Annotated in this window: 19 protein-coding genes; 7 read left to right on the plus strand and 12 right to left on the minus strand. The window is 32.2% G+C overall.

Annotated features, from left to right (window positions below; translation table 11 throughout):
* Nucleotides 1-462: 462 nt before the first annotated feature.
* From gldJ to cls, 6 genes are all read left to right on the plus strand, one after another.
* Nucleotides 463-2139 carry a gliding motility lipoprotein GldJ gene (gene gldJ, locus DZ60_RS0116985; RefSeq protein ID WP_025743227.1) on the plus strand — a complete coding sequence of 559 codons (1677 nt, stop codon included), beginning with the start codon at nt 463-465 and terminating at the stop codon, nt 2137-2139.
* Nucleotides 2140-2218: 79 nt separating this feature from the next.
* Nucleotides 2219-3496 carry a UDP-N-acetylmuramoyl-tripeptide--D-alanyl-D-alanine ligase gene (locus DZ60_RS0116990; RefSeq protein WP_025743228.1) on the plus strand — a complete coding sequence of 426 codons (1278 nt, stop codon included), beginning with the start codon at nt 2219-2221 and terminating at the stop codon, nt 3494-3496.
* A gap of 168 nt (nt 3497-3664) precedes the next feature.
* On the plus strand, nt 3665-5962 hold the full coding sequence (locus DZ60_RS0116995; RefSeq protein ID WP_025743229.1) for a lantibiotic dehydratase family protein: 2298 nt from the start codon (nt 3665-3667) through the stop codon (nt 5960-5962).
* A complete protein-coding gene (locus DZ60_RS0117000) occupies nt 5959-6837 on the plus strand; it encodes a thiopeptide-type bacteriocin biosynthesis protein (RefSeq protein ID WP_025743230.1) in 879 nt (292 codons plus the stop codon). Before DZ60_RS0116995 ends, DZ60_RS0117000 begins: the two co-directional genes overlap by 4 nt.
* A gap of 474 nt (nt 6838-7311) precedes the next feature.
* Entirely contained in the window at nt 7312-8148 is an 837-nt protein-coding gene (locus DZ60_RS0117005) for a universal stress protein (protein WP_025743231.1), read from the plus strand.
* Between the two features lie 25 nt (nt 8149-8173).
* The gene (cls, locus tag DZ60_RS0117010) at nt 8174-9595 is read left to right on the plus strand and encodes a cardiolipin synthase (protein WP_025743232.1); all 1422 of its coding nucleotides are present in this window, start codon (nt 8174-8176) and stop codon (nt 9593-9595) included.
* On the opposite strand, the gene DZ60_RS0117015 is transcribed toward cls, so the two are convergent.
* The 12 genes from DZ60_RS0117015 to DZ60_RS0117075 form a co-directional block, all read right to left on the minus strand.
* Nucleotides 9579-10592 (minus strand): NAD(P)-dependent oxidoreductase, encoded by a 1014-nt coding sequence (locus DZ60_RS0117015; RefSeq protein ID WP_025743233.1) that lies wholly within the window; start codon nt 10590-10592, stop codon nt 9579-9581. The genes cls and DZ60_RS0117015 overlap by 17 nt on opposite strands.
* Nucleotides 10573-11235, minus strand: a complete 663-nt coding sequence (locus tag DZ60_RS0117020; protein ID WP_025743234.1) for a hypothetical protein — start codon at nt 11233-11235, stop codon at nt 10573-10575. The genes DZ60_RS0117015 and DZ60_RS0117020 overlap by 20 nt, the downstream gene beginning before the upstream one ends.
* Before the next feature lie 20 nt (nt 11236-11255).
* The gene (locus tag DZ60_RS0117025; protein WP_034230005.1) at nt 11256-11672 is read right to left on the minus strand and encodes a hypothetical protein; all 417 of its coding nucleotides are present in this window, start codon (nt 11670-11672) and stop codon (nt 11256-11258) included.
* A 94-nt stretch (nt 11673-11766) separates the two neighbouring features.
* Nucleotides 11767-12210, minus strand: coding sequence for a hypothetical protein (locus DZ60_RS0117030; RefSeq protein ID WP_025743236.1), 444 nt, complete (start codon nt 12208-12210; stop codon nt 11767-11769).
* 90 nt (nt 12211-12300) lie between these two features.
* Nucleotides 12301-12744, minus strand: a complete 444-nt coding sequence (locus tag DZ60_RS0117035) for an Hsp20/alpha crystallin family protein (RefSeq protein ID WP_025743237.1) — start codon at nt 12742-12744, stop codon at nt 12301-12303.
* An 80-nt stretch (nt 12745-12824) separates the two neighbouring features.
* Complete coding sequence (locus DZ60_RS0117040) at nt 12825-13247, minus strand: hypothetical protein (protein ID WP_025743238.1); 423 nt, start codon at nt 13245-13247, stop codon at nt 12825-12827.
* A gap of 197 nt (nt 13248-13444) precedes the next feature.
* Complete coding sequence (locus DZ60_RS0117045) at nt 13445-13867, minus strand: hypothetical protein (RefSeq protein WP_025743239.1); 423 nt, start codon at nt 13865-13867, stop codon at nt 13445-13447.
* 14 nt (nt 13868-13881) lie between these two features.
* Nucleotides 13882-14733: a universal stress protein gene (locus tag DZ60_RS0117050; RefSeq protein WP_025743240.1), complete on the minus strand. Its 852-nt coding sequence runs from the start codon at nt 14731-14733 to the stop codon at nt 13882-13884.
* A 65-nt stretch (nt 14734-14798) separates the two neighbouring features.
* Complete coding sequence (locus DZ60_RS0117055; protein WP_025743241.1) at nt 14799-15647, minus strand: universal stress protein; 849 nt, start codon at nt 15645-15647, stop codon at nt 14799-14801.
* A 158-nt stretch (nt 15648-15805) separates the two neighbouring features.
* Nucleotides 15806-16657 carry a universal stress protein gene (locus DZ60_RS0117065; RefSeq protein WP_025743242.1) on the minus strand — a complete coding sequence of 284 codons (852 nt, stop codon included), beginning with the start codon at nt 16655-16657 and terminating at the stop codon, nt 15806-15808.
* Nucleotides 16658-16712: 55 nt separating this feature from the next.
* Nucleotides 16713-17600 carry a universal stress protein gene (locus DZ60_RS0117070; RefSeq protein WP_025743243.1) on the minus strand — a complete coding sequence of 296 codons (888 nt, stop codon included), beginning with the start codon at nt 17598-17600 and terminating at the stop codon, nt 16713-16715.
* Nucleotides 17597-18442 (minus strand): universal stress protein, encoded by an 846-nt coding sequence (locus DZ60_RS0117075; protein ID WP_025743244.1) that lies wholly within the window; start codon nt 18440-18442, stop codon nt 17597-17599. The genes DZ60_RS0117070 and DZ60_RS0117075 overlap by 4 nt, the downstream gene beginning before the upstream one ends.
* 111 nt (nt 18443-18553) lie before the next feature.
* Here DZ60_RS0117075 and DZ60_RS0117080 point away from each other — a divergent pair, with 111 nt between their 5' ends.
* Entirely contained in the window at nt 18554-20941 is a 2388-nt protein-coding gene (locus DZ60_RS0117080) for a heavy metal translocating P-type ATPase (protein WP_025743245.1), read from the plus strand.
* Nucleotides 20942-21092 lie beyond the last annotated feature (151 nt).

The raw sequence follows: 21092 nt of genomic DNA on the forward strand, positions 1-21092 counted from the left end.
AATAAAAACAGATCATACAAAAATAATAGAATAACGCAATTCTGCTTACTCAAAGTAACAAAACCAAATAACATTTCTGTAACATACTATATTAATAAGTAAATAAGCTTTTTAAGTGTAGCCTAATCAATGCAAGAAATACCGCAAAATAACATAACAAAGATTTATTTCCTTTTCTAAGTAATTAATGAATTCTATTTTCTACCTTTAGCTTTTGGGGATACATTATTTAAAGCATATTTATTTCAAAAACACTAAAGAGGATCTCATTATTTTTATGGAATATTTTTTTTGGTTTTTCTATTGGATGAAATAATAAATGCAGAAATATTTCGTTAATCCAAAGTCATCACAAATTCATGAAAAATTGTGATTTGATAATATTTTGAAAAAATTAGGCTAATTTTAACGTTTATTATTTATATTGCAAGCCCTAATTTCTACTTTAACGAACTTAAAATTATGAGAAACGCGTTTATTTTTAGGTCACTGATGGTTCTTGCCGTTAGTGTTTTAATGCTCAGTTGTTCCAAGAACGATTATGGGAACAGTTCAAGAGCCACAGGCTGGAAATACAATTCCAAGGACGGTGGTTTTCAAGCAGCAGTAAATTACAAAGAACAGGAGACGGGCCCCGGTTTAGTGTTCATTGAAGGTGGTACCTTCACTATGGGACGCGTGCAGGATGATGTAATGCACGACTGGAACAACACACCTACCCAACAGCACGTTCAGTCATTTTACATGGATGAGACTGAGGTAACTAATGTAATGTATTTAGAATATCTTGATTGGTTAAAGGGTGTTTACCCTCCTACAGAGCCAAAATATAGAAATATCTATTACGGAGCACTTCCTGATACTCTGGTATGGAGAAATCGACTTGGATTTAATGAAATGATGACAAATAACTATTTGCGTCACCCGGCATATGCCAATTATCCTGTCGTAGGTGTAAACTGGATTCAAGCTATTGAATTTAGTAACTGGAGAACAAACCGAGTAAATGAAAGAATCTTAGAAGAAGAAGATGTAATTAAACAAAATGCACCTTTTGAAGATGTTTCTGCTGAGAGTACTTTTGATACAGAAACATACCTTAACGCTCCTTCTCAAACCTATGGAGGTAATGATGAAGCTATTCGAGGAGGTAGAGCCTCTGAGCGATATGCAAAAACAAACGATTCTACAGGTTTATATATACAACGTAAAGATGGTCTACTTTTACCGAAGTACAGACTTCCGACTGAAGCAGAATGGGAGTATGCAGCTCTTGGTTTAGTAGAACTTAGAAGTTATAACATCTATAGAGGACGAAAAAAATATCCTTGGACTGGAAAATATACTCGTTCAGGAGAAAGAAGAACCAGAGGAGACCAATTAGCTAACTTTAAGCAAGGTGATGGAGATTATGGAGGGATCGCAGGATGGAGTGATGATGGTGCTGATATTACAGCTCCTGTAAAATCATACAATCCTAACGATTTTGGATTATACGATATGGCTGGAAATGTTGCAGAATGGGTAGCAGATGTATACAGACCTATTGTTGATGACGAATACAACGATTTTAATTACTATAGAGGTAATGTATATACCAAAAATGCTATAAATCCTGATGGAACCGTTAAAATTGTAATGACCGATTCTATTGTATACGATACGTTAAGTAATGGAAAAATAATAGCACGTGTGCTACCAGGTGGTATTTTACAAGTTCCTATCGATGAACAAGAAACATATATGAGAACTAATTTCACAGAAAGTGATAACAGAAATTATCGTGATGGTGATAAAAGTTCTTCAAGATATTACGAAGGGTATCAAGATCAAAACATACCAAACAGAAGAATGTATAATGCACCAATTCATTATGTTGGTCCTGATGCAGAAGATAGCACAAAAATGGACAGAAGATATGATGAATCTAGTAAAAGAACAACCATTGTAGGAGAAGAAGTTCGAGTGTATAAAGGTGGTTCTTGGAAAGATAGAGCCTATTGGTTAGATCCTGCGCAAAGAAGATTTATGCCTCAGGATATGTCTACTGATTATATTGGTTTCAGGAATGCTATGTCACGTGTTGGAACAAAAGCTAAAAAGAAGAAAACACCTAGACACCAAAAACCAAAACAATAAAGAATACAACTAAAAGTTCGTTATAACATAAAAGCCTTGAACATTAGTGTGTCAAGGCTTTTTTTTTATTCAAAAATTAATGACTATTCATCAACTTCATCAATTATTCCTCTCTAGTAAAGGAGTATGCACGGACACTCGAAAAATCGAAAAAAACACGCTTTTCTTTGCTCTAAAAGGAGAAAACTTCGATGGTAATTCTTATGCAAAAATAGCAGTCGAATCAGGAGCTTCTTATGCTATCATTGATGATCCGAAATATCAAATTTCTGATAAGCATATTCTTGTCACTGATGCGCTAAAAACATTACAAAACCTCGCACTATATCACCGACAACATCTTAAAATTCCTGTTATAGCACTTACCGGTAGTAATGGAAAAACAACTACCAAAGAATTAATTAATAGTGTGCTTTCTTCTGGTTTTAAAACATGTGCAACAAGTGGTAATCTGAATAATCATATAGGCGTTCCCCTTACACTTTTATCGATGAATACAAGTACCGAAATTGGGATTGTCGAAATGGGAGCGAATCATGTTGGAGAAATAGCATTATTATCCGAAATTACCAACCCTGATTACGGCTATATCACCAACATAGGTAAAGCCCACCTAGAAGGCTTTAAAAGTATCGAAGGTGTTTTAAAAGGGAAAACAGAGCTCTATAAAAACTTAAAGAAAAATAACAAATTAGTCTTTCTAAATATTGATGATCCAAAATTAAAAAAGGCATCTTTAGAAATAGATACTTTTAGTTTTTCAATATCTGAGCAAGCAGATGTGACCGTAAAATTACTTAACACCTCGCCTACTGTAGTTGTAGGATATGAAGATATACAAATTCATACTCATCTTATAGGGGCCTATAACTTTACAAATATAGCAGCTGCAATAGCAATTGGTGCTTATTTTAAAATCCCAATAGATAAAATAAAGAAAGCTATTGAAGCATACATACCTTCAAACAATCGCTCCCAAATCCTTAAACAAGGAGAACACACTATTATACTTGATGCCTATAATGCAAATCCAACTAGTATGAAAGCGGCTATTGACAGCTTTTCTGAATCACATTATGAATCTAAAATTGTTGTTCTTGGTGACATGTTTGAGCTGGGTAATGACGCTGCCAATGAGCATCAAGAAATAGTAAATCATACTTGCACCACTACTATAGATGAAATATTTTTAGTAGGAACAAATTTCTTTGCCACTATTAGTGACGATTCTAGAGTTCGTAAATTCAAATCTTTTGAAGATTTAGAAAGGCAATTAAACCTACAAAATAAAAAAAGTACAATTCTAATCAAAGGGTCTCGAGGAATGAAGCTTGAACGTGTAGTCTCTGTGATCTAAACATGAAATAACCAAAGAAAAATAACAAACTTCTTGGTTTTTAGATAGTCCCCAATTATTTTCTTAGTGTAATGGATCTGCATAAAAAATAGAACGCAACACTGAATTACTTAGAAAGCTATGTATATTTGTTTTTTACTAATTTAGGGCTAATCTATATACTTACCATTGAAACAAAAAAATCCATATACCTTTTTTGATGTATTTTGCTTAAGAACCCCTCTACTGCCATTAAACTTTTACTTTGATTTAACTAAGGAGAATGAAATCTCTACTAAAAAACTCAAAGAGATCTGGAGTAATGATACCATAAAAGAAGCTATTTTTCTTGCATCACCAGAATTGTTTTCAGAAATAGATAAGTGGTTGTTGGGAGACTTAAAAGACAAAAAAAAAATACAACGCTTACAATTCTCGCTACTTAAATACCTATCACGAATGTCCTCTCGATGTACCCCTTTTGGGTTATTTGCAGGATGTAGCATGGGTCATTTTTCGAAATCAACACATATTGAACTAAAACCGCATACAGATAACCAAAGACAGACTCGGTTTGATATGAATTTTTTAGTAGCCTTCTCACAAAAATTATCTAAAGAAGAAGCAATCAAAAAACAACTAAAATGGTATCCAAACAATAGCTTATATAAAATAGGGAATCAATATAGATATGTTGAGTACACCTACGATTCTTTTAATAGAAGACAACACAGTATTGAAGCCGTAACACATACTTCTTATCTAGAAATCATATTACAAAATTGTGAAAAAGGAAAAAAAATCTCTGAAATAGCTGAGCTACTAATCGATGATGAGATCTCATTAGAAGAGGCAGAAGATTTTATCTATCAACTCATTGACAATCAAATACTGGTTAGCGAATTAGAACCTTCAGTTACAGGAATGGGTTTTTTATCCCAGATTAACAATTGCTTAAAAAGGATCAAAAACACGACTGAACTTGTTTCCAAAATCAATCATTTTCAAGAATTTCTAAACACGATCGACCAAACCCTAGGTAATGCTACCCATCTATATAAAGAGAATAGTGAAAAAGTAAAAGAACTGAATGTTGATTTTGAGCTCAAATACCTTTTCCAGACCGATATGTACCCTAAGTTATTATCTAATGAATTAGATATACAGATTGCATATAAAATCGGGCGGGTAATGACCTTGTTTAACAAACTTAGTTTACCTCCTAAAAACACAGATCTACATCAATTTAAGAATGCCTTTGTCAAAAGATATGAAACCCGAGAAATTCCTTTAGCAAAAGTGCTAGACATAGAGGTAGGCATAGGATATATACAAAATCGAGAAGCTGCAGACCACACCCCATTTCTTGAGGACTTGCATATTCCACAAAGAAAAAATGACCAAACTACTTCTTCATGGAATCCGATTCTTGATATTTTAAATAAAAAGCTGCAAGAAATCACAAAAAGTAATGATCCCTATACCTTGCAGTTACATGACCAGGATTTCGAAAACTTCGATACTAATTGGAATGACTTACCAGATACCATGTCATCAATGGGTGAATTAGTCTTGTTAAATGGTCAAAGAAAAATCATAGTATCTTCAATGGGTGGGACATCAGCTGCAAATCTCTTAGGCAGGTTTTCTACAGGAAATACTGAAATAAAAAATCATGTACAAAATATTGCAGAAATAGAACAAAAGATAGAAAAGAATAAGCTTTTGGCAGAAATTGTTCACTTGCCCGAGTCAAGAACTGGTAATGTAATACGTCGAGAAGCAATTCGAAATTATGAAATCCCTTACCTCGGAAAATCTAATCTATCAGCCGAAAAACAAATACCAATAGAAGACCTAATGGTTTCGGTACAATACGACAAAATTATTCTCAGATCTAAAAAATATAATCAAGAAATTCTTCCAAAATTAACCAATGCCCACAATTATAAAGGAAAAAATGCACTACCCATTTATAATTTCCTATGCGATATGCAACAACAAAATATAAGAAGTGCTATTGGATTTTCGTGGGGAGAATTACTTGAAAAAAATACATTTCTACCTCGTGTTGAGTATAAAGAGTTTATTCTCTCAAAAGCACGTTGGAAAATAACTAAAGACCGTATTGAATTTTTGCTAACTGACTTTACTAATAACAAAGATATTCTTACTGCAATTACCGACTGGCGGGACCTATTAAAAATACCGAGATACGTTCAACTAATTGATTTTGATAATACGTTACTTATTGATCTAGGTAATGTTTCATCTATTAGAATGTTTCTTGATATTGTTAAAAACAGATATCAGTTTATAGTTGAAGAATTCTTATTTACAGAAGAAAGTCTGGTAAAAGAAAATAATAATAATTACACCAATCAATTTGTCTTTTCATTTTATAACGCTGAAAAATTAGCAACATCAACAAAGGCATGCATCTCAATAAACTCTAAAGATACCCAAAACAAAAAGAAAAGAACATGAAGAGAATATTCTTATTAGGTGATGAATGGTTGTATTACAAGCTTTATTGTGGTGCCAGAATGGCAAATATAATATTGACAGAAACTATCAAGCCACTGGTAGAAAAATTAGTAGAGACTAATCATATTGACCAATGGTTTTTTATACGATACAATGACCCAGATTATCATTTAAGAATTAGGTTTCATCTTACCGAAACAAAAAAAATTAATGAGGTTATTCTTTTAATTAACAAAATGATAAAACCATATCTTGAAGAAGATATTATTTATAAAGTTCAGGTTGACACCTATGCTAGAGAAATAGAAAGATACGGTGGCAAGACTATTGAATTGGCAGAAGAATTGTTCTACCATGAGAGTACAATGCTAGTGAATGCAGTATCAATGATAGAAGATGAAACTTTATATTTCCTCTTTATACTAAAGGCCGTACATCAATTATTAAACGATTTTAAATTCACTATTGAAGAAAAAAATACTATAGTTTCTAGAAATAAAGATAGTTTCAGACAAGAATTTAATGCTGACAAAAACCTCAACAAACAACTAAACAAAAAATATGGAGGTATTAAGAATGAGATTTCCATTTTCTTAAACGCTACGTATACGAATAATGAGGTTTATGAATATTTAGACGCTCTTTTATTTGACAAGACCAATAAAACGAAAAGAATTGTTACACAGCTATTACATCAGCAAAAGAATCAGACCTTAGAAATCCCAATAAACAATCTTGTTAGTAGTTATATACATATGTTGGTGAATAGAGCTTTTAGGTCTCAACAACGTTTTTATGAATTAATAGTTTATGATTTCTTACACAAGAAATACAACTCTGACCTCAAGAGAAGTTTACACTCTCAGTCAAATTAAAAACCAATATTATAAAAGGTTTTAGACACCTAAAAATAAACACTTTATTGATATTTCACCCCATTATCTAAGACTAAAGGTTCTTTTGAGAATCATACTTCGAAAACTTGATCTGATCTCGTTGATTAGCTCTACAAAAACCCTGAGCTTTTTTGAAATGAATGATATATATTCAATATGGTAACAAATAAAACATAGGGATACAATAAGTATAGCTGCTTTCTTACTCTTCGACTCATATACCTATGTTCGGGTTATAAAACCCATCAAAACTATATTGACTGGTTGTCAACTATAATAGTATTTATTATATCAACCATTCAAAATCATCGAGATAATTCAGTATTAATAAAATCTTAAAATAAGATGAACACAAAGCATTATCAATCAACGGATAACACCTTGTAAAATTGACAAATATCATAGTTACCAACTATCTACTACCATACTTTTATAGTATTAAAATCTTATACTATGAAAAATATTTTATTACCAACCGATTTTTCTGAAAATGCAAAAAATGCCATTGATTATGCCTTAAAATTATTTAAAAATGAGCTATGCACATTTTATATTTTACACGTAGAAAAAGCGTCAGCGTATATGACAGATGATTTGATGTCCGCCCCTTCAAATGCTTCAATTCATCATTCTGTAACTCATGATACGAAAGAAAAACTAAAACTATTAATTGACAAATTAAAGAAGGGAACAAATACTCAAGGATATACTTTTTTTGCACTTACGGATTACGATATGTTCACAGATGCCATTAAGCAAGTTGTAAAATCAAAAAATATTAACCTAATAGTTATGGGTACAAATGGAGCAACAGGAGCGAAAGAAGTAATTTTTGGAAGCAACACTATTAAAGTGATTCGAAATATAAACTGCCCTATTTTGGCTATTCCGGATGGATATACCTTTAAGACTCCAGAAAAAATATTGTATACGATAGATTATAATGATCATTTTTCTAAAAACGGTATTGAACCTCTCACAGATATTTTGACAAAGTTCAAAACATCCCTTAAAATTCTCAAAATCAAAGAAGATGATACGCTAACCGTATCCGAATTTGATGATAAAAAAAATATGAAGGATTTTTTTAAAGACACGCAACATACCTTTCATTCTATAACAAATGTTCCTACCGTACTGGCTATTGACTGTTTTATGCAAATCATGAATGTTGATATGAATGCAATGTTTATTCATAAAGAAACCTTTTTAGAGCGTTTCTTTCAGGGCTCAAACACATCAAGAATTAGCTATAAAACCAGAGTTCCGCTTTTAATTCTTAGAAATTAGGATCCCCAACAAATTCTTTTTGGCAATGATACTCGTTATTCTACTAATCCTATATCTTCTGGTGGGAGCCATACTTATTTTTAAATTAATTATCTATGGTGTCCGTCCAACCAAAACATTGGCTTGGCTTCTTGCCATTTTTACTATTCCGGTTGGAGGCATATTATTATATCTTTTATTAGGAAGAAATCGTAGGAAACAAAAACTCTATCATCAAAAAAAAACCAAAAAAATCAACACCTATTTAAAGGAGGTCGAAAATCATCATTTTAATATTACTAATTTTGAGTATAATGAACATCAAAAACTAATTGAGCTTATCTCAAAAAATTCTGGCTTTACTCCTTCTTCGGGAAATAAAGTAAACCTTCTTAAGAATGGAGAAACAACTTTTGAGGCAATATTTAACGCGCTAAAAAAAGCCACCCATTTTATTAATATTCAATACTATATTTTTGAAGAAGGAGAACTTACAGATAGCTTCTTTGCCTTATTCAAAGAAAAAGTTAAGGAAGGGGTGCAAATACGAATCCTCTATGATGGTATCGGTAGTATTTCATTAAGTAAAGATTATATTAATAAGCTCAAAAAAATAGGTGTTCAGGTCTATAGTTTTTTGCCTATGAAATTTGGCAAATTTTTATCCTCTATCAATTATCGCAACCATCGTAAAATTATTGTAATTGATACTAACATTGCTTTTACAGGAGGAATCAATGTATCAGATAAATATGTGAAGGGCGATCGGCATTTAGGCATTTGGAACGATATGCATCTGCAATTAGAAGGCCCGATTGTAAACAGTCTTCAGGCAGTTTTTGCAATGGATTGGCACTTTATTACCAATGAAGATCATATCTTTAACTTAGGGCCTTTTCCTGTATTTGAAAAAAAAGGAAAGGCTTCTGCACAGGTTGTACAAAGTGGTCCCGATTCAGACTTTTCTGCTATTAGACAATTATTTTTTTCGATGATTACAGATGCCAAAGACTACATTTATATTACCAATCCATACATTATTCCTGGGGATTCGATTATAGAATCCTTGCAAGTAGCAGCACTTAGTGGTGTTGATGTGAGAATGTTACTCTCGAATAACTCAGATAACCAAATCGTTAGATGGTGCGTGCGCTCCTATTTTGAAACATTACTACAGGCTGGCGTAAAAATTTATTTAATTCAGGATGGCTTTTTACATAGCAAAACAATGGTTGCAGATGACACTATTTCCTCGTTAGGTACCGCGAATATGGATATTAGAAGTTTTGATCAAAATTATGAGGTCAATGTTGTAATTTTTGACGATAACTTTGCATTAGATCTTAAAAACAATTTTATCGAAGAATGTAGCAAAAGTATCCAACTTAATTATAGTGATTTTAGTAAAAGACCTTGGCTAGATCGATTAAAGGAAGGAATAGCAAAAGTTTTTAGTCCCGTGTTATAACTAATTCTTCTGTTAATTCGTAGGGAGAAGTACTCTCATTTTGCCAACATATAATACTACTAAATGTTATTTGTGCAATACTTGTCAGTGCTTCTTGTGTCGCAAAAGCCTGATGTGGTGTTAATACAACATTAGGCAAGTCAATGAGTTGTTTTAGCAATACATCTTTAGGTCTATTTTGAGAGCGGTCATAAAAAAACACCTCATCTTCGTATTCATAAACATCAGTTGCATATGCCCTTATCTTGTTACTTTTTAAAGCCAGTATTAGCTCTTCTGTTTTAACAATCGCTCCTCTTGCAATATTTATAAGGATTGTATCCTTTTTCATACAATCGATTATTTTAGTATCAATCATATGATGAGTTTCTGTAGTAAGCGGCACAGCGATAATGATGATATTACTATTACTACAAAGATTTTTTAGAGTGACATACTCTACATCAAATTTTTCGGACAAACTATCATCTTTATTGACATCATTTGCAAGGATTTCGCAACCAAAACCATGCATAATTTTCACTAGTAATTTACCTATTTTTCCGGTTCCGATAATCCCAATTTTCTTTTTATACAAATCAAATCCTATGAGATTATCCAACAGAAAGTTATAGTTATGTACTTGTGTGTCTGCCAGAATAATTTTTCTATTTACGGTCTGTAACAATGCTACAGCATGTTCTGCAATAGCGTTGGGCGAATAGTCTGGTGCATTTGCAATGCTCATACCCAATCGTTCTGCTGTTTTCAAATTGACATTATCATATCCCGCCGAACGTAGTATAACATATTTTACTCCGAACCCCCATAATAACTCTAACACCTTAGATGATGCATCGTCTGACGAAAAAATTGAGACTACATTAAAACCTAATGCCAAACGTGCTGTTTTAGGTGTAAGTCTATCCGCAATATATTTTACTCTAAATTGATCATTATTTGCTTTTTCTAAAAACGGAATCTCAAAATCCTTTGCACTATATATTAGTATTTTCATTTTTCTCTTTTTCTACGATTAATAACTGCTGCTCTTTAAGTGCCCACATTAATACTTTTACATAATCATTCACTGTCTTTTTCAAATGATCGGGTTCTGTTATATCAATAGCACCTTTCCAAATGAGTTCTCGTTCTTTATCAGGACAGATACAATACAATGATGATTCTGCATGAAACACCTTATACTTCTGGTAATAATCATCATCATGATAAATTTTCTGATAGTAATAATAATCATCTCTAAAACTACTGAAAGTTCTATCCAAATTTCGTGTCGCAGATAATACGGTTACTTTTTCCTCTACCCCTAATACTTTGGATAACAATATGGCATCAAACCCTTGTTCCAAAAGTTGTGATTCTAATCGCATTAATTCTTCTTCTGTTTTGGGAAATTTGGTATAGTGTTTTTCAAAAAACTCATAACTCTTAATAGCATTAACATCATTATTATTTAATTCTGAAGTTAGTTTTTCTTCAAAAAAAATTCGATTATCTATTTCTGTAGTAATGCCTATGACCAATACTTTTTGGGCCTCAAAAGAATCGAATTCAGGGTTTTTCCAATTCTCTACCAATTGGCTCGAGGAACACCCTAATAAAAAAATAACCCCAACTACATATTTAACTAATTTATCCATCTTCTACGCATTAATTTTATTCACTCAATTATTTTGTTCAACTGGGTTACTATGATACTCATATAATCAGGGACTTTTTCGATAATGGATTCTCCTGAAATTACATCAATATCCTCAAGGCTCCTATTACTACTCCCCACAGTAGAAAGAATAATTAACTTATCTAATCGATCAGGATACTTTCTTATATACTTTGTTAAATTGCTAGGCGGGTCATAATACTCCCATGAATTGATCATGATAATGGCATCCCACTCATCGATTGGTACGGTAAACAACATATACACATCAATGACCTTAAAATAAATAGAATCCTGTTGATAATGTTTTAGTATTCCTTGAACTAAAGAGTCTTTAAACCTACTTCCTTGAGATGCTATTAATACATTAGCTTTTGCCTTATCTTTGTTTACCTCAAAAGGAATTATTGTATCCATAGCATATGTATATTCATACCAAATCCAAAAAATTGTAAAAAGGATACTTAAAATGAGTATGATTTTTTTAAAAACTCTCAATAGACTATTATCTTTAGCTTAGTAATCGTTTTTGCTTGCTTTGGATCATTCCTTTTTTAATCAAAGCAAAAACTTTTCTTTTTACATCTTTGTAATTATTAAAATATGTGTGAACCTCTTCTGCAAATGCACGATGGTCAGTTTTATACTTCTTTTCTTCTTTAATTTGGTCTAAACCATCAGTAAGTATTAGAAGTTCATTCTGATGTCTAATTATTTTTTTTAGAGTTGGTTCTATTTTTTTACTTAGTATAGATAACTCTTGTATCACTTTATTACTAGTTTCAGAAGTATGGTTAGAAATTAGTTGCCACATATAGTTTTCAAGAAGTTCATTTAGAAAATGTTGCTCGTCCTTAATGAACTTAAGTTCGGATATCCAGTTTAAAGAATTTTCATGTAACTCTTCAGCACTCTTCCATTCTATATATTTTATACTTGTCGGATTTGATTTCATTGTTCTTAATACATGAAGTTTATATCTATGCTTTCAAAAAAAGGCAGAAAACAAGGCCCCCATCTGTTTTCTGCCTTACTAACATGCTGTTTAACGTATCTCAATAACTTTTTTTGGTGGTTCTTGCGCATCTTCTTTTTTGAGAAGATTTAAGGACAGAATACCATTGTTATATGTGGCTTTAACCTTTTCATTTTGATTAATACTACCAGGCAATTGCAATTTTCTATCAAATGAATGATAACTAAATTCCCTACGTGTATAATTATCATCTTCTTTAACATCTTCTGCACTTGTATTTGCACAAATGTGTAATACATCATCCTCAATAGTTACTTCGATATCTTTTTTTGAAAACCCAGGAACTGCAAGTTCTATTTCGAAGTCATTTTTGTTTTCTTTGACATTCATAGCAGGAAGAGAGCTATCTCGCATAAAAAAATCATCTGCAAAAAAGTCATCTGTATCTAACCATGATGAAACTTTATCGTTAAACCACGGGGATCTGTGTTTGTTAAATTTAATTAGTGACATAATTATTCGGATTTTTAGAGTTATTAATACATTATTTATCTAAAATTAGTAAGCGTATTCGTCAGATAAAATGATAATTATCAGGTTACGGGCTTTTTATTACTTTTAAGAACTCCTCCTGTATAACTAAATATTTCTGACTTTAACCTACGATAGTTTTTATAAAAAACATCCAATGTAATTTTCAATTTTTGATGCTTGTTATAATAGTAATGGTCACATGAAATGGTATCACATTCGAGCATACCTCCCAGTTCACTTTCGTGCTTTTTTATCTCTTCTTCTAAGATCTCAATTTCCTTCTCTACTCGAAGAACCCCATCTTTAAATTCTTGCAATCGTTCAAAAAGATTACGTGTTGTGGGTTCGAATACATAAGAGTTAAACAACTGATTAATGAATTGTAATTCTCCTTTTATGAATTGAAGGTTAGATTTCCATTCTAAAGCATTAAAATGAATATCCTTTAAATCTATATGTGTTGTGCTTATTGTACGTGTCATAATTTCTTGGTTTATGTAAAAGTTCGTTGTTGCACATGAATTATGTAATAAAAAATCTATTATGCCTTTAAATCAATGCAAATACAGTCGCTTAGTTATTTTTTAAATAGCACCAAAGTGGTACTAGATAAAAATCTATACAACAGGAGTCTTTATGTTTTCGGGCCTTATGATGAGATTCGATTGAGTAAATGGGGTCAAAAAACACCTTCGCTAGACTTTTTAAAGTAGTTTCTTACTAATGCTGTCATTTGATTTTTGGTCATACTGTCAACTCTAATAACATCTTTAATTTTATCAGCAATCCCCTTATTGTATTTAGTAAGATATTTTTGAAACTTTTCTGCTGCTTCTGCTGGTCCGTATAACACTATAACATTTGCTTCTTTTAAGTAAACAGTAAGCTTTTTAAAATACTCTTTAAATTGATGCTTTTCACGTTCGAGATATTTACTATCCTGCACAACATCTTGTGGCCCTCCTTTTATTCGAGTTCCTGACCCACCATGAATATTATATTCTTCAATTTCAGAAAAAACAGTTAACATTTGCTCTCCTTCTACACCTGTAGTAATAACATAAGCTTTTTCTCGATCCATCCATATTCCTATATTGTTCATCTTTTTATCTTTTTTTAGTTTCTTAAATCGTGTAATGCGAGTACGGGTACCTTGGCATGATTCCCAAGGTTTTTTACCATAGGCTGAGATAGTATACTCCCGAAAAAACTGTGCTTCTTGTTTATAAAAGTAATCATGTCACTTTCTCTACTTTCGACAAAGGCATTTAACCCTTCTTTGACCCCTATATTATGTAGGGTATGAAATGTGTATTGTAAACTATCAAAATATTCTTTTAATAATTTTTTATTCGCCTCCTGTTCTTTGCTCAAAGCATCACCTTCAGAAATATGTAAAATTCGTATTGCAGCATTACTTATTCTCGCCAATTCTATCAAATAATGAAGTTCTCTACGTTTTATTCGTGTTTTAAAATCGGTAGGAAAGACTATTTCTTTTGGTTCTTGATAGGTGATTTCACCAGGAATTGCAAGTACAGGGCAATTTCTCTCTTTTTCCATAACCAAAATAGCATTGCTTCCGTAAATAATACTGCTAGCATTGGTAGCCCCTTTGGTTCCCATGATGATCATTTCAATATCCATTTTGTCAACAATGTCTTTGATAGCATCAAGAAGATTATTAAACTTTGAGACCGCAAAGAATTTGTGTTTTGTATTCTCTTCTTTCATAGAAATTCTTTCTAACGTCTTGCTCAATCCTTTTTCTGACACTGCTTTGGCTTTATCAAATATTTTCTCTCCTGGTTCGGGCACCATCATACTCTCCATTGCATAACCACTTGCCTGAAAAGCGTTCAGCAAATAGAAATCACACACTTCATTCTTATATAATTCTATTGCGTAAGAAATGGCGTTCCATGCATTTTTTGAAAAATCTGTGGGTAATAAGATTTTCTTTTTCATGAGATTTGTTTTGTGATTAATAACTCAAATATATTGCCCGAAACTCTCAAAAACTATGACAATTATCAGGTTGCTGCAGGCACAACTAAAAAAGGTTTTATAGGATGAAACCCTATCCTTTTTATGATAGGTTCACGGGTAATGCTTTCGATTAGGCTATGTTTATAATTGACCATAATCAACATGTTTATTTCTTGCTGTTCAATAAAATCATTAATTAACCTGGCTTTTTGAGTAAATTTTGAAATCCAGTGTATGCTATTTGTAAAGTTTTTGAGATACCTCTTAAGAGCATTATAGTTATAGGCTTGTATATCATCGAGCTTTTCTTCTTCATGAATATGAAAAATTCTAATAGCAGAATCAAACAAGGAAGCTATCTCTAGTAATGATTTTAATTCTTCTTTTTCATAAAAACGTTTCAAATCAGTAGGAAAGGCAATCTCTATAGGTTTTTCGTAGGTAAACTCGTCTGGCACTATCAATACTGGACAATCTTTTATGCTCTGTAACACTTTTACCGTATTACTGCCCATAAAAATTTGTTTCGCCTTTGTAGCACCTTTTGTTCCCATAACCACAAGATCAATTTCTTTTTTGACAATGGTTTTGTTGATGGTGGTAATTAAATTTTTTGAAACAGATATGGTTTCAAAGTTGTGATTATCATCTTCGGTATCTCTAGTGATCGCATGAAATGTTTCTGCCAATCCCTCTTGAGATGCATTACTTAATTGTTTATAGATACGATCTCCTTTGCTTGTATCTATCCTACTGGTTAATACTGGTGTTTTTACCTCAAATGTATTGAGTATATAGAATTGACATGACTGCGCCTTAAGCAATTGAGTTGCATAAAAAAGTGCATTATATGAATTGTTTGAAAAATCTACAGGAATTAATATTCTTTTCATGATACATAGTTTTAAGGTTGCACCTATAAAACTATTAACAATAGATATGGGTTTCTATGACATTGCTCATGTTAGACATCAAAATCAAACGACAATTCTCGTTTTATCGATAGAAACAAAATCTTAAGAAACAAATATGTAAGTGTATAAGTCGACTATTAATCTTCGTCTTCAGGTATAATAAGCAATGGAATTGGGGTTTGAAAAACCATCTTTTTAATTACAGGTTCTCGTGTCAACCTTTCTATAAAACTATGTTCATAATATATCATAGCGATCAAATCTATTTCTAACTCTTCTATAAAGGCAAGAATTCCTCGGGCAACATTAGCAAAATCAGGAATTACATGAAACTCATACTTTTCATTCTTAAAAAAATGTTCTAGAGAATGTAAATTATACTCTTGAGCAGGATTCAATGCTGGTTTTTTATAGACCTCAACCATCCTTATAACTGCCTTATAATTTTGAGCCAAATCAATAATAGGTTTCACTTCTGAACTATAATAGATTTTTTTGAAATCGGTAGCAAACCCAATATCCGTAATATCTTTAAACGTAAACGTCTCTGGTATCACAAGTATCGGACAATTTTTAATACTTTTTAGTAAACTGTGAGTAGTACTCCCCAAAAAAACAGTCCTTGATCCAGTAGCCCCCTGTGTCCCCATAATGATCAATTCTATCTGTTTTTCGATAGCAAACTTTTGGATTTCATCTACAGCTTCACCCACTATAGAAACACTACTAAACTGATGATTTACTGGTGTATTAGAGTTTTTTATATCCTTCATTACATGCACCAAACCTTCTTTAGATTTCTTTTTGGCCTGATCATACAAGTGTCCTATTTTTTGAGAACTGACTGTGGTCGCCAATGATACAGCAGACACATTGCATACATTTAAGATGTAAAAATCGCACGGATCATTCTGGTATATTCTCATTGCATACACAATAGCGTTCCATGCATTATCAGAAAAATCAGTAGGTAGTAAGATACGTTTCATTGTGGTACGTTAATTTAAAAAAACTCGTTTAGAATATTGTAATCAGTTAGATTCATTAAACATTATGCATACCAGAGATACTCTTCTGGTTTGATCTTATTCTTTTCTCTGAAGGAATTACCAAAAATGGTACATTGGCATGAAAAGTAATTTGATTGATTACTGGTTTAAATAATAAGTTTTCGAAAAAAGAATGCTGGTTATGAACCATCACCAATAGATTAATAATATGCATCTTCTGAAAATCTTCTACAGACTCTATAACATCCGTACCTTCAGCAATATGAAAAATATGAGCATTTTTCTCAAAATAAGCATCCAAAAATTCTCGAACTTCTTCCTGATGCGTATTTAAGGGAGTTCCGTAATATGCATTAAGAAGATGAATTCTAGATGTATGAATATCACAAATATTTTTTAGAAAAGGTAAAAATGGATTTGATACAGACACCTTATAATCTGTAGGAAATAATATCTCTTTTGGTTCTTCATACTCAAACCCTAATGGAACGGCAAGTACTGGACATTTAACCTTTTTAATGGTATACATCGTATGTGTTCCAATAAAAACTTCTTTGGCTCCCGTAGCTCCTTTTGTTCCCATTACAATAAGATCAATATTGTATTTTTCTATAGTATCCTTAATTTCGGGAACTAACATATTAAAAGCCGAAATCCTCTCAAAAGTATGTTGTGGATTATCAAACTCCTCTTTTATTTTTTCTTCTAACTGGGCTATTTCCTTTTTTGAATTAATCATCGCAACATCCTCCATACCATAAGGCATTGGATTTTCTAACATATACCCAGGGTTAAAACTAACAGGGGTGAATGTATTGAGAAGATAGAAAGTACAAGTTTCTTTTCTAAAAAATTGTACCGCATATCGTATGGCATTATACGCATTTTCTGAAAAATCGGTAGGTAACAAAATCTTCTTCATCTGTCTAAATTTTGAAGGATTAAAAATGGAATCTTAATATGCAGACCAATCTTATCAATAGTAGATTGGTAGAGAACACTTTCTAAATAAGAGTGTCTCGAGTTTACCAAAACCAATACATCAATTGATTGATTCTTTATGTATTCATTAATGGCTAATGTCAAGCCCTCTGATGAAATAGTTTTGAATTCTAAAGTCATATCAGACAAGCTTTCTTTAAGAAACATCCTATTATCCTCTTGTCTGATCGACAGTTTTTTATACATCGAAACATGCATCATTGTAATGGTTGATCTAAAACTTTTTGCCAGTGTACTCAACAATTTTAGCTCTCTTCGTTTATAGGGTAAAAAATAATCTGTTGGAAACAGTATATGTTTTGGCTTTTCAAACATACATTCTTCAGGAATTGCTAATACTGGGCATTTCACATATTTTAAAACCTGTAATGTATTACTCCCAAATGTGAGCATACGATCATTTGTTTTACCCTTGGTACCCATGACTACTACATCAATATTTTCTTTATTCACAATATCATTGGTTTCATCTATCAATGTGCCAAATACTGCTAACATGTTATAATCATGTCTCGGGTTGGGAGAAATTTGTTTAATCTGATTATTTAATCGTGCTAATTCCTGAGCAACCTTTTTCTGTGTCAACTCTTTTACCTCTTCAAAAACTGCTCTTGCGCTATCAGCATTCGCATCGTATACCTCATCAGCATATGCATGTAGGATAAAAAACTCGCACCGTTCATATTTAAATAGCGCTACGGCATAGCATATTGCATTCATGGCATTTTCTGAAAAATCTGTTGGAATTACTATTCTCCTCATTCTGCTTTTTTTTATTCTATATCAAAACTATACAACTCACCTTCTGAAAACTATGATAATTATCATATGTTAGGATAGAAAACTTTTTCAGCTTTGTAGCAAATATGAAGTATGATAGAATCTATGTGTTTTCATTGCGGAAACAATTGTAACCAAACAGTCATCAACTTTGATCAAAAAAAATTCTGTTGCAATGGGTGCAAAACTGTGTATGATATTTTTTCGAGTCATAATTTATCCTCTTATTATGACTTACAGTCTGCTCCTGGAGCCATTCCTAAAGAAATTAAAGGAAAATACGATTATCTCGATACTCCTGCTATTATTCAAAGATTAACAGAATTTGACAACGATACTATTAAGATCGTATCCTTCTACATCCCACACATTCACTGTAGTTCTTGTATTTGGATTTTAGAAAACCTGCATAAATTACAACCCGCTATCCATAGTTCACAGGTTAATTTTCCAAAAAAAAGTGTACGGATAACCTTTAATACCGAAAAGACCACGCTAAAAGAAATAGTTGTCTTACTGAATGCAATAGGGTATGAACCTCATATTAGTCTTGAAGATTATAAAAAAACCAACAAAAAAGTAAATCGAAGTCTTATCTATAAAATAGGAGTTGCAGGATTTGCCTTTGGAAATGTCATGTTTTTATCCTTTCCCGAATATTTTGAAGTATCAGAATTTTGGTTAGACAAATACAAATACATCTTTAGATGGCTCATGTTTTTCTTCTCTTTACCTGTTGTTTTTTATAGCGCTCAAGCATATTTCATTTCTGCATATAAAGGGTTACAAAGCCGATTATTACCCATAGATGTTCCGATTGCTTTAGGAATACTAGTACTGTTTATACGAAGTACTACGGAAATTATTATGGATTGGGGGACTGGCTTTTTTGATAGCCTCACAGGATTAGTATTCTTTCTTTTACTCGGTAAATTCTTTCAACAAAAAACCTATTCCTTTTTGTCTTTTGAGCGAGACTATAAGTCTTATTTTCCTATAGCAGTAACGCGAATCTATTATAACAACAACACTCATAAAAGAGAAGAAGAAAACATACAGGTGTATAGCATTAACAAAGGGGACCGTATATTGATAAGAAATGAAGAATTAATACCTGTAGATGCTATACTTATAGACGGAACCGCCTGTATTGATTACAGTTTTGTAACAGGAGAAAGTGATTTGGTTATGAAGCAGTCTGGTGATACTATTTTTGCAGGAGGAAAACAACTATATGGCGCCATCGAAATTGAAGCTTTAAAATCTGTAGAACAGAGCTACCTTACTCAATTATGGAGCCATAGTGCTTTTACAAAAAAAGTTCAAAAACCTTTTGTCAATCTAACAGATATAATTAGCTCTTATTTTACCAAAGTAATCCTCTTCATAGCGATATTATCTACTATTTTTTGGTTATGGTTCGATGCTTCTAAAGCAATGCAAGTATTTACCGCAGTCCTAATCATTGCCTGTCCTTGTGCATTAGCATTATCAAGACCTTTTGCTTTGGGCAATATGTTACGGGTTTTTGGGAAAAATAAATTTTATCTTAAAAATGCAGATGTAATAGAACAAATGGCACAGATTGACACTATTATTTTTGATAAGACAGGTACCATTACCACAAAAGAAAAAGGGACTATCTCCTATCACGGAATACCCCTCACCTATTCCGAAAAATCACTACTCAAAACTGCACTACGTCCCTCTAATCACCCATTAAGTAGATCATTATATGAAATACTTCCAGAACAAGAAATTCTTACACTTAATAAATACCATGAGCAGATAGGAAAGGGGATTAAAGCTACGATAGAACATAATTCTTTAAAAATAGGATCTGCAGATTTTGTTGGGTATAGTATACCTTCTAATGAAATGTACACTAGTGTACATATAGTTATAAACAATCAGCACAAAGGATATTATGTGTTTCATAACCAGTACAGAAATGGGCTTTCCAAATTATTTTTAGAGTTAGATAATAAATATGAACTTGCTATTTTATCCGGCGATAATGAGGGAGAAAAAGAACACCTTAAGCAATTATTGCCCCAATTAAAAACATTATTATTTAATCAAAAACCAGATGCCAAATTAACATATATCGAATCCTTGCAGAAAAAGGGCAAAAATGTATTGATGGTTGGTGATGGATTAAATGATGCTGGGGCATTAGCACAAAGCAACGTTGGGATCGCTTTGTCAGAGAACATAAATACATTCTCTCCGGCCTGTGATGCTATTCTAAGCGCATTACATTTTCAGAAAATAGAACACTATCTTCGTACTTCAAAAAACACAATTCGTATTATTAAGTCTAGTTTTATTATATCATTTATTTATAATATTATCGGACTGTATTTTGCCGTCACAGGGCAGTTATCTCCTGTAATCGCTGCTATTTTAATGCCATTAAGTTCGATCTCGATAGTTGTTTATGTAACAGGACTAACAAGTTGGTTAGGAAAAAAATTATAGATCAAAAATAACACCCGTATAATCCATTTCATACTATCACAGTATTATAAAATTATCGTTATATAAAAAGTAAAAGAATTCGTTAAGTGGCACAAGCGTCTAACCAAAGACATTTAACCTGCTTTATGCAGTAGAAAATCTATTACACCAA

This window comes from Aquimarina pacifica, from assembly GCF_000520955.1.
GTDB classification, from domain to species: domain Bacteria; phylum Bacteroidota; class Bacteroidia; order Flavobacteriales; family Flavobacteriaceae; genus Aquimarina; species Aquimarina pacifica.

Bases quoted from the DNA above. Each gene is read 5' to 3' on its own strand.
- DZ60_RS0117065 (WP_025743242.1), bottom strand. From the start codon at position 16,657: ATGAAACGTATCTTACTACCTACTGATTTTTCTGATAATGCATGGAAC.
- DZ60_RS0117040 (WP_025743238.1), bottom strand. From the start codon at position 13,247: ATGACACGTACAATAAGCACAACACATATAGATTTAAAGGATATTCAT.
- DZ60_RS0117015 (WP_025743233.1), bottom strand. From the start codon at position 10,592: ATGAAAATACTAATATATAGTGCAAAGGATTTTGAGATTCCGTTTTTA.
- DZ60_RS0117075 (WP_025743244.1), bottom strand. From the start codon at position 18,442: ATGAGGAGAATAGTAATTCCAACAGATTTTTCAGAAAATGCCATGAAT.
- DZ60_RS0117020 (WP_025743234.1), bottom strand. From the start codon at position 11,235: ATGGATAAATTAGTTAAATATGTAGTTGGGGTTATTTTTTTATTAGGG.
- DZ60_RS0117025 (WP_034230005.1), bottom strand. From the start codon at position 11,672: ATGGATACAATAATTCCTTTTGAGGTAAACAAAGATAAGGCAAAAGCT.
- DZ60_RS0117030 (WP_025743236.1), bottom strand. From the start codon at position 12,210: ATGAAATCAAATCCGACAAGTATAAAATATATAGAATGGAAGAGTGCT.
- DZ60_RS0117055 (WP_025743241.1), bottom strand. From the start codon at position 15,647: ATGAAAAGAATATTAATTCCTGTAGATTTTTCAAACAATTCATATAAT.
- DZ60_RS0117000 (WP_025743230.1), top strand. From the start codon at position 5,959: ATGAAGAGAATATTCTTATTAGGTGATGAATGGTTGTATTACAAGCTT.
- DZ60_RS0117005 (WP_025743231.1), top strand. From the start codon at position 7,312: ATGAAAAATATTTTATTACCAACCGATTTTTCTGAAAATGCAAAAAAT.
- DZ60_RS0116990 (WP_025743228.1), top strand. From the start codon at position 2,219: ATGACTATTCATCAACTTCATCAATTATTCCTCTCTAGTAAAGGAGTA.
- gldJ (WP_025743227.1), top strand. From the start codon at position 463: ATGAGAAACGCGTTTATTTTTAGGTCACTGATGGTTCTTGCCGTTAGT.
- DZ60_RS0117070 (WP_025743243.1), bottom strand. From the start codon at position 17,600: ATGAAGAAGATTTTGTTACCTACCGATTTTTCAGAAAATGCGTATAAT.
- cls (WP_025743232.1), top strand. From the start codon at position 8,174: ATGATACTCGTTATTCTACTAATCCTATATCTTCTGGTGGGAGCCATA.
- DZ60_RS0117050 (WP_025743240.1), bottom strand. From the start codon at position 14,733: ATGAAAAAGAAAATCTTATTACCCACAGATTTTTCAAAAAATGCATGG.
- DZ60_RS0117080 (WP_025743245.1), top strand. From the start codon at position 18,554: ATGATAGAATCTATGTGTTTTCATTGCGGAAACAATTGTAACCAAACA.
- DZ60_RS0117035 (WP_025743237.1), bottom strand. From the start codon at position 12,744: ATGTCACTAATTAAATTTAACAAACACAGATCCCCGTGGTTTAACGAT.
- DZ60_RS0117045 (WP_025743239.1), bottom strand. From the start codon at position 13,867: ATGAACAATATAGGAATATGGATGGATCGAGAAAAAGCTTATGTTATT.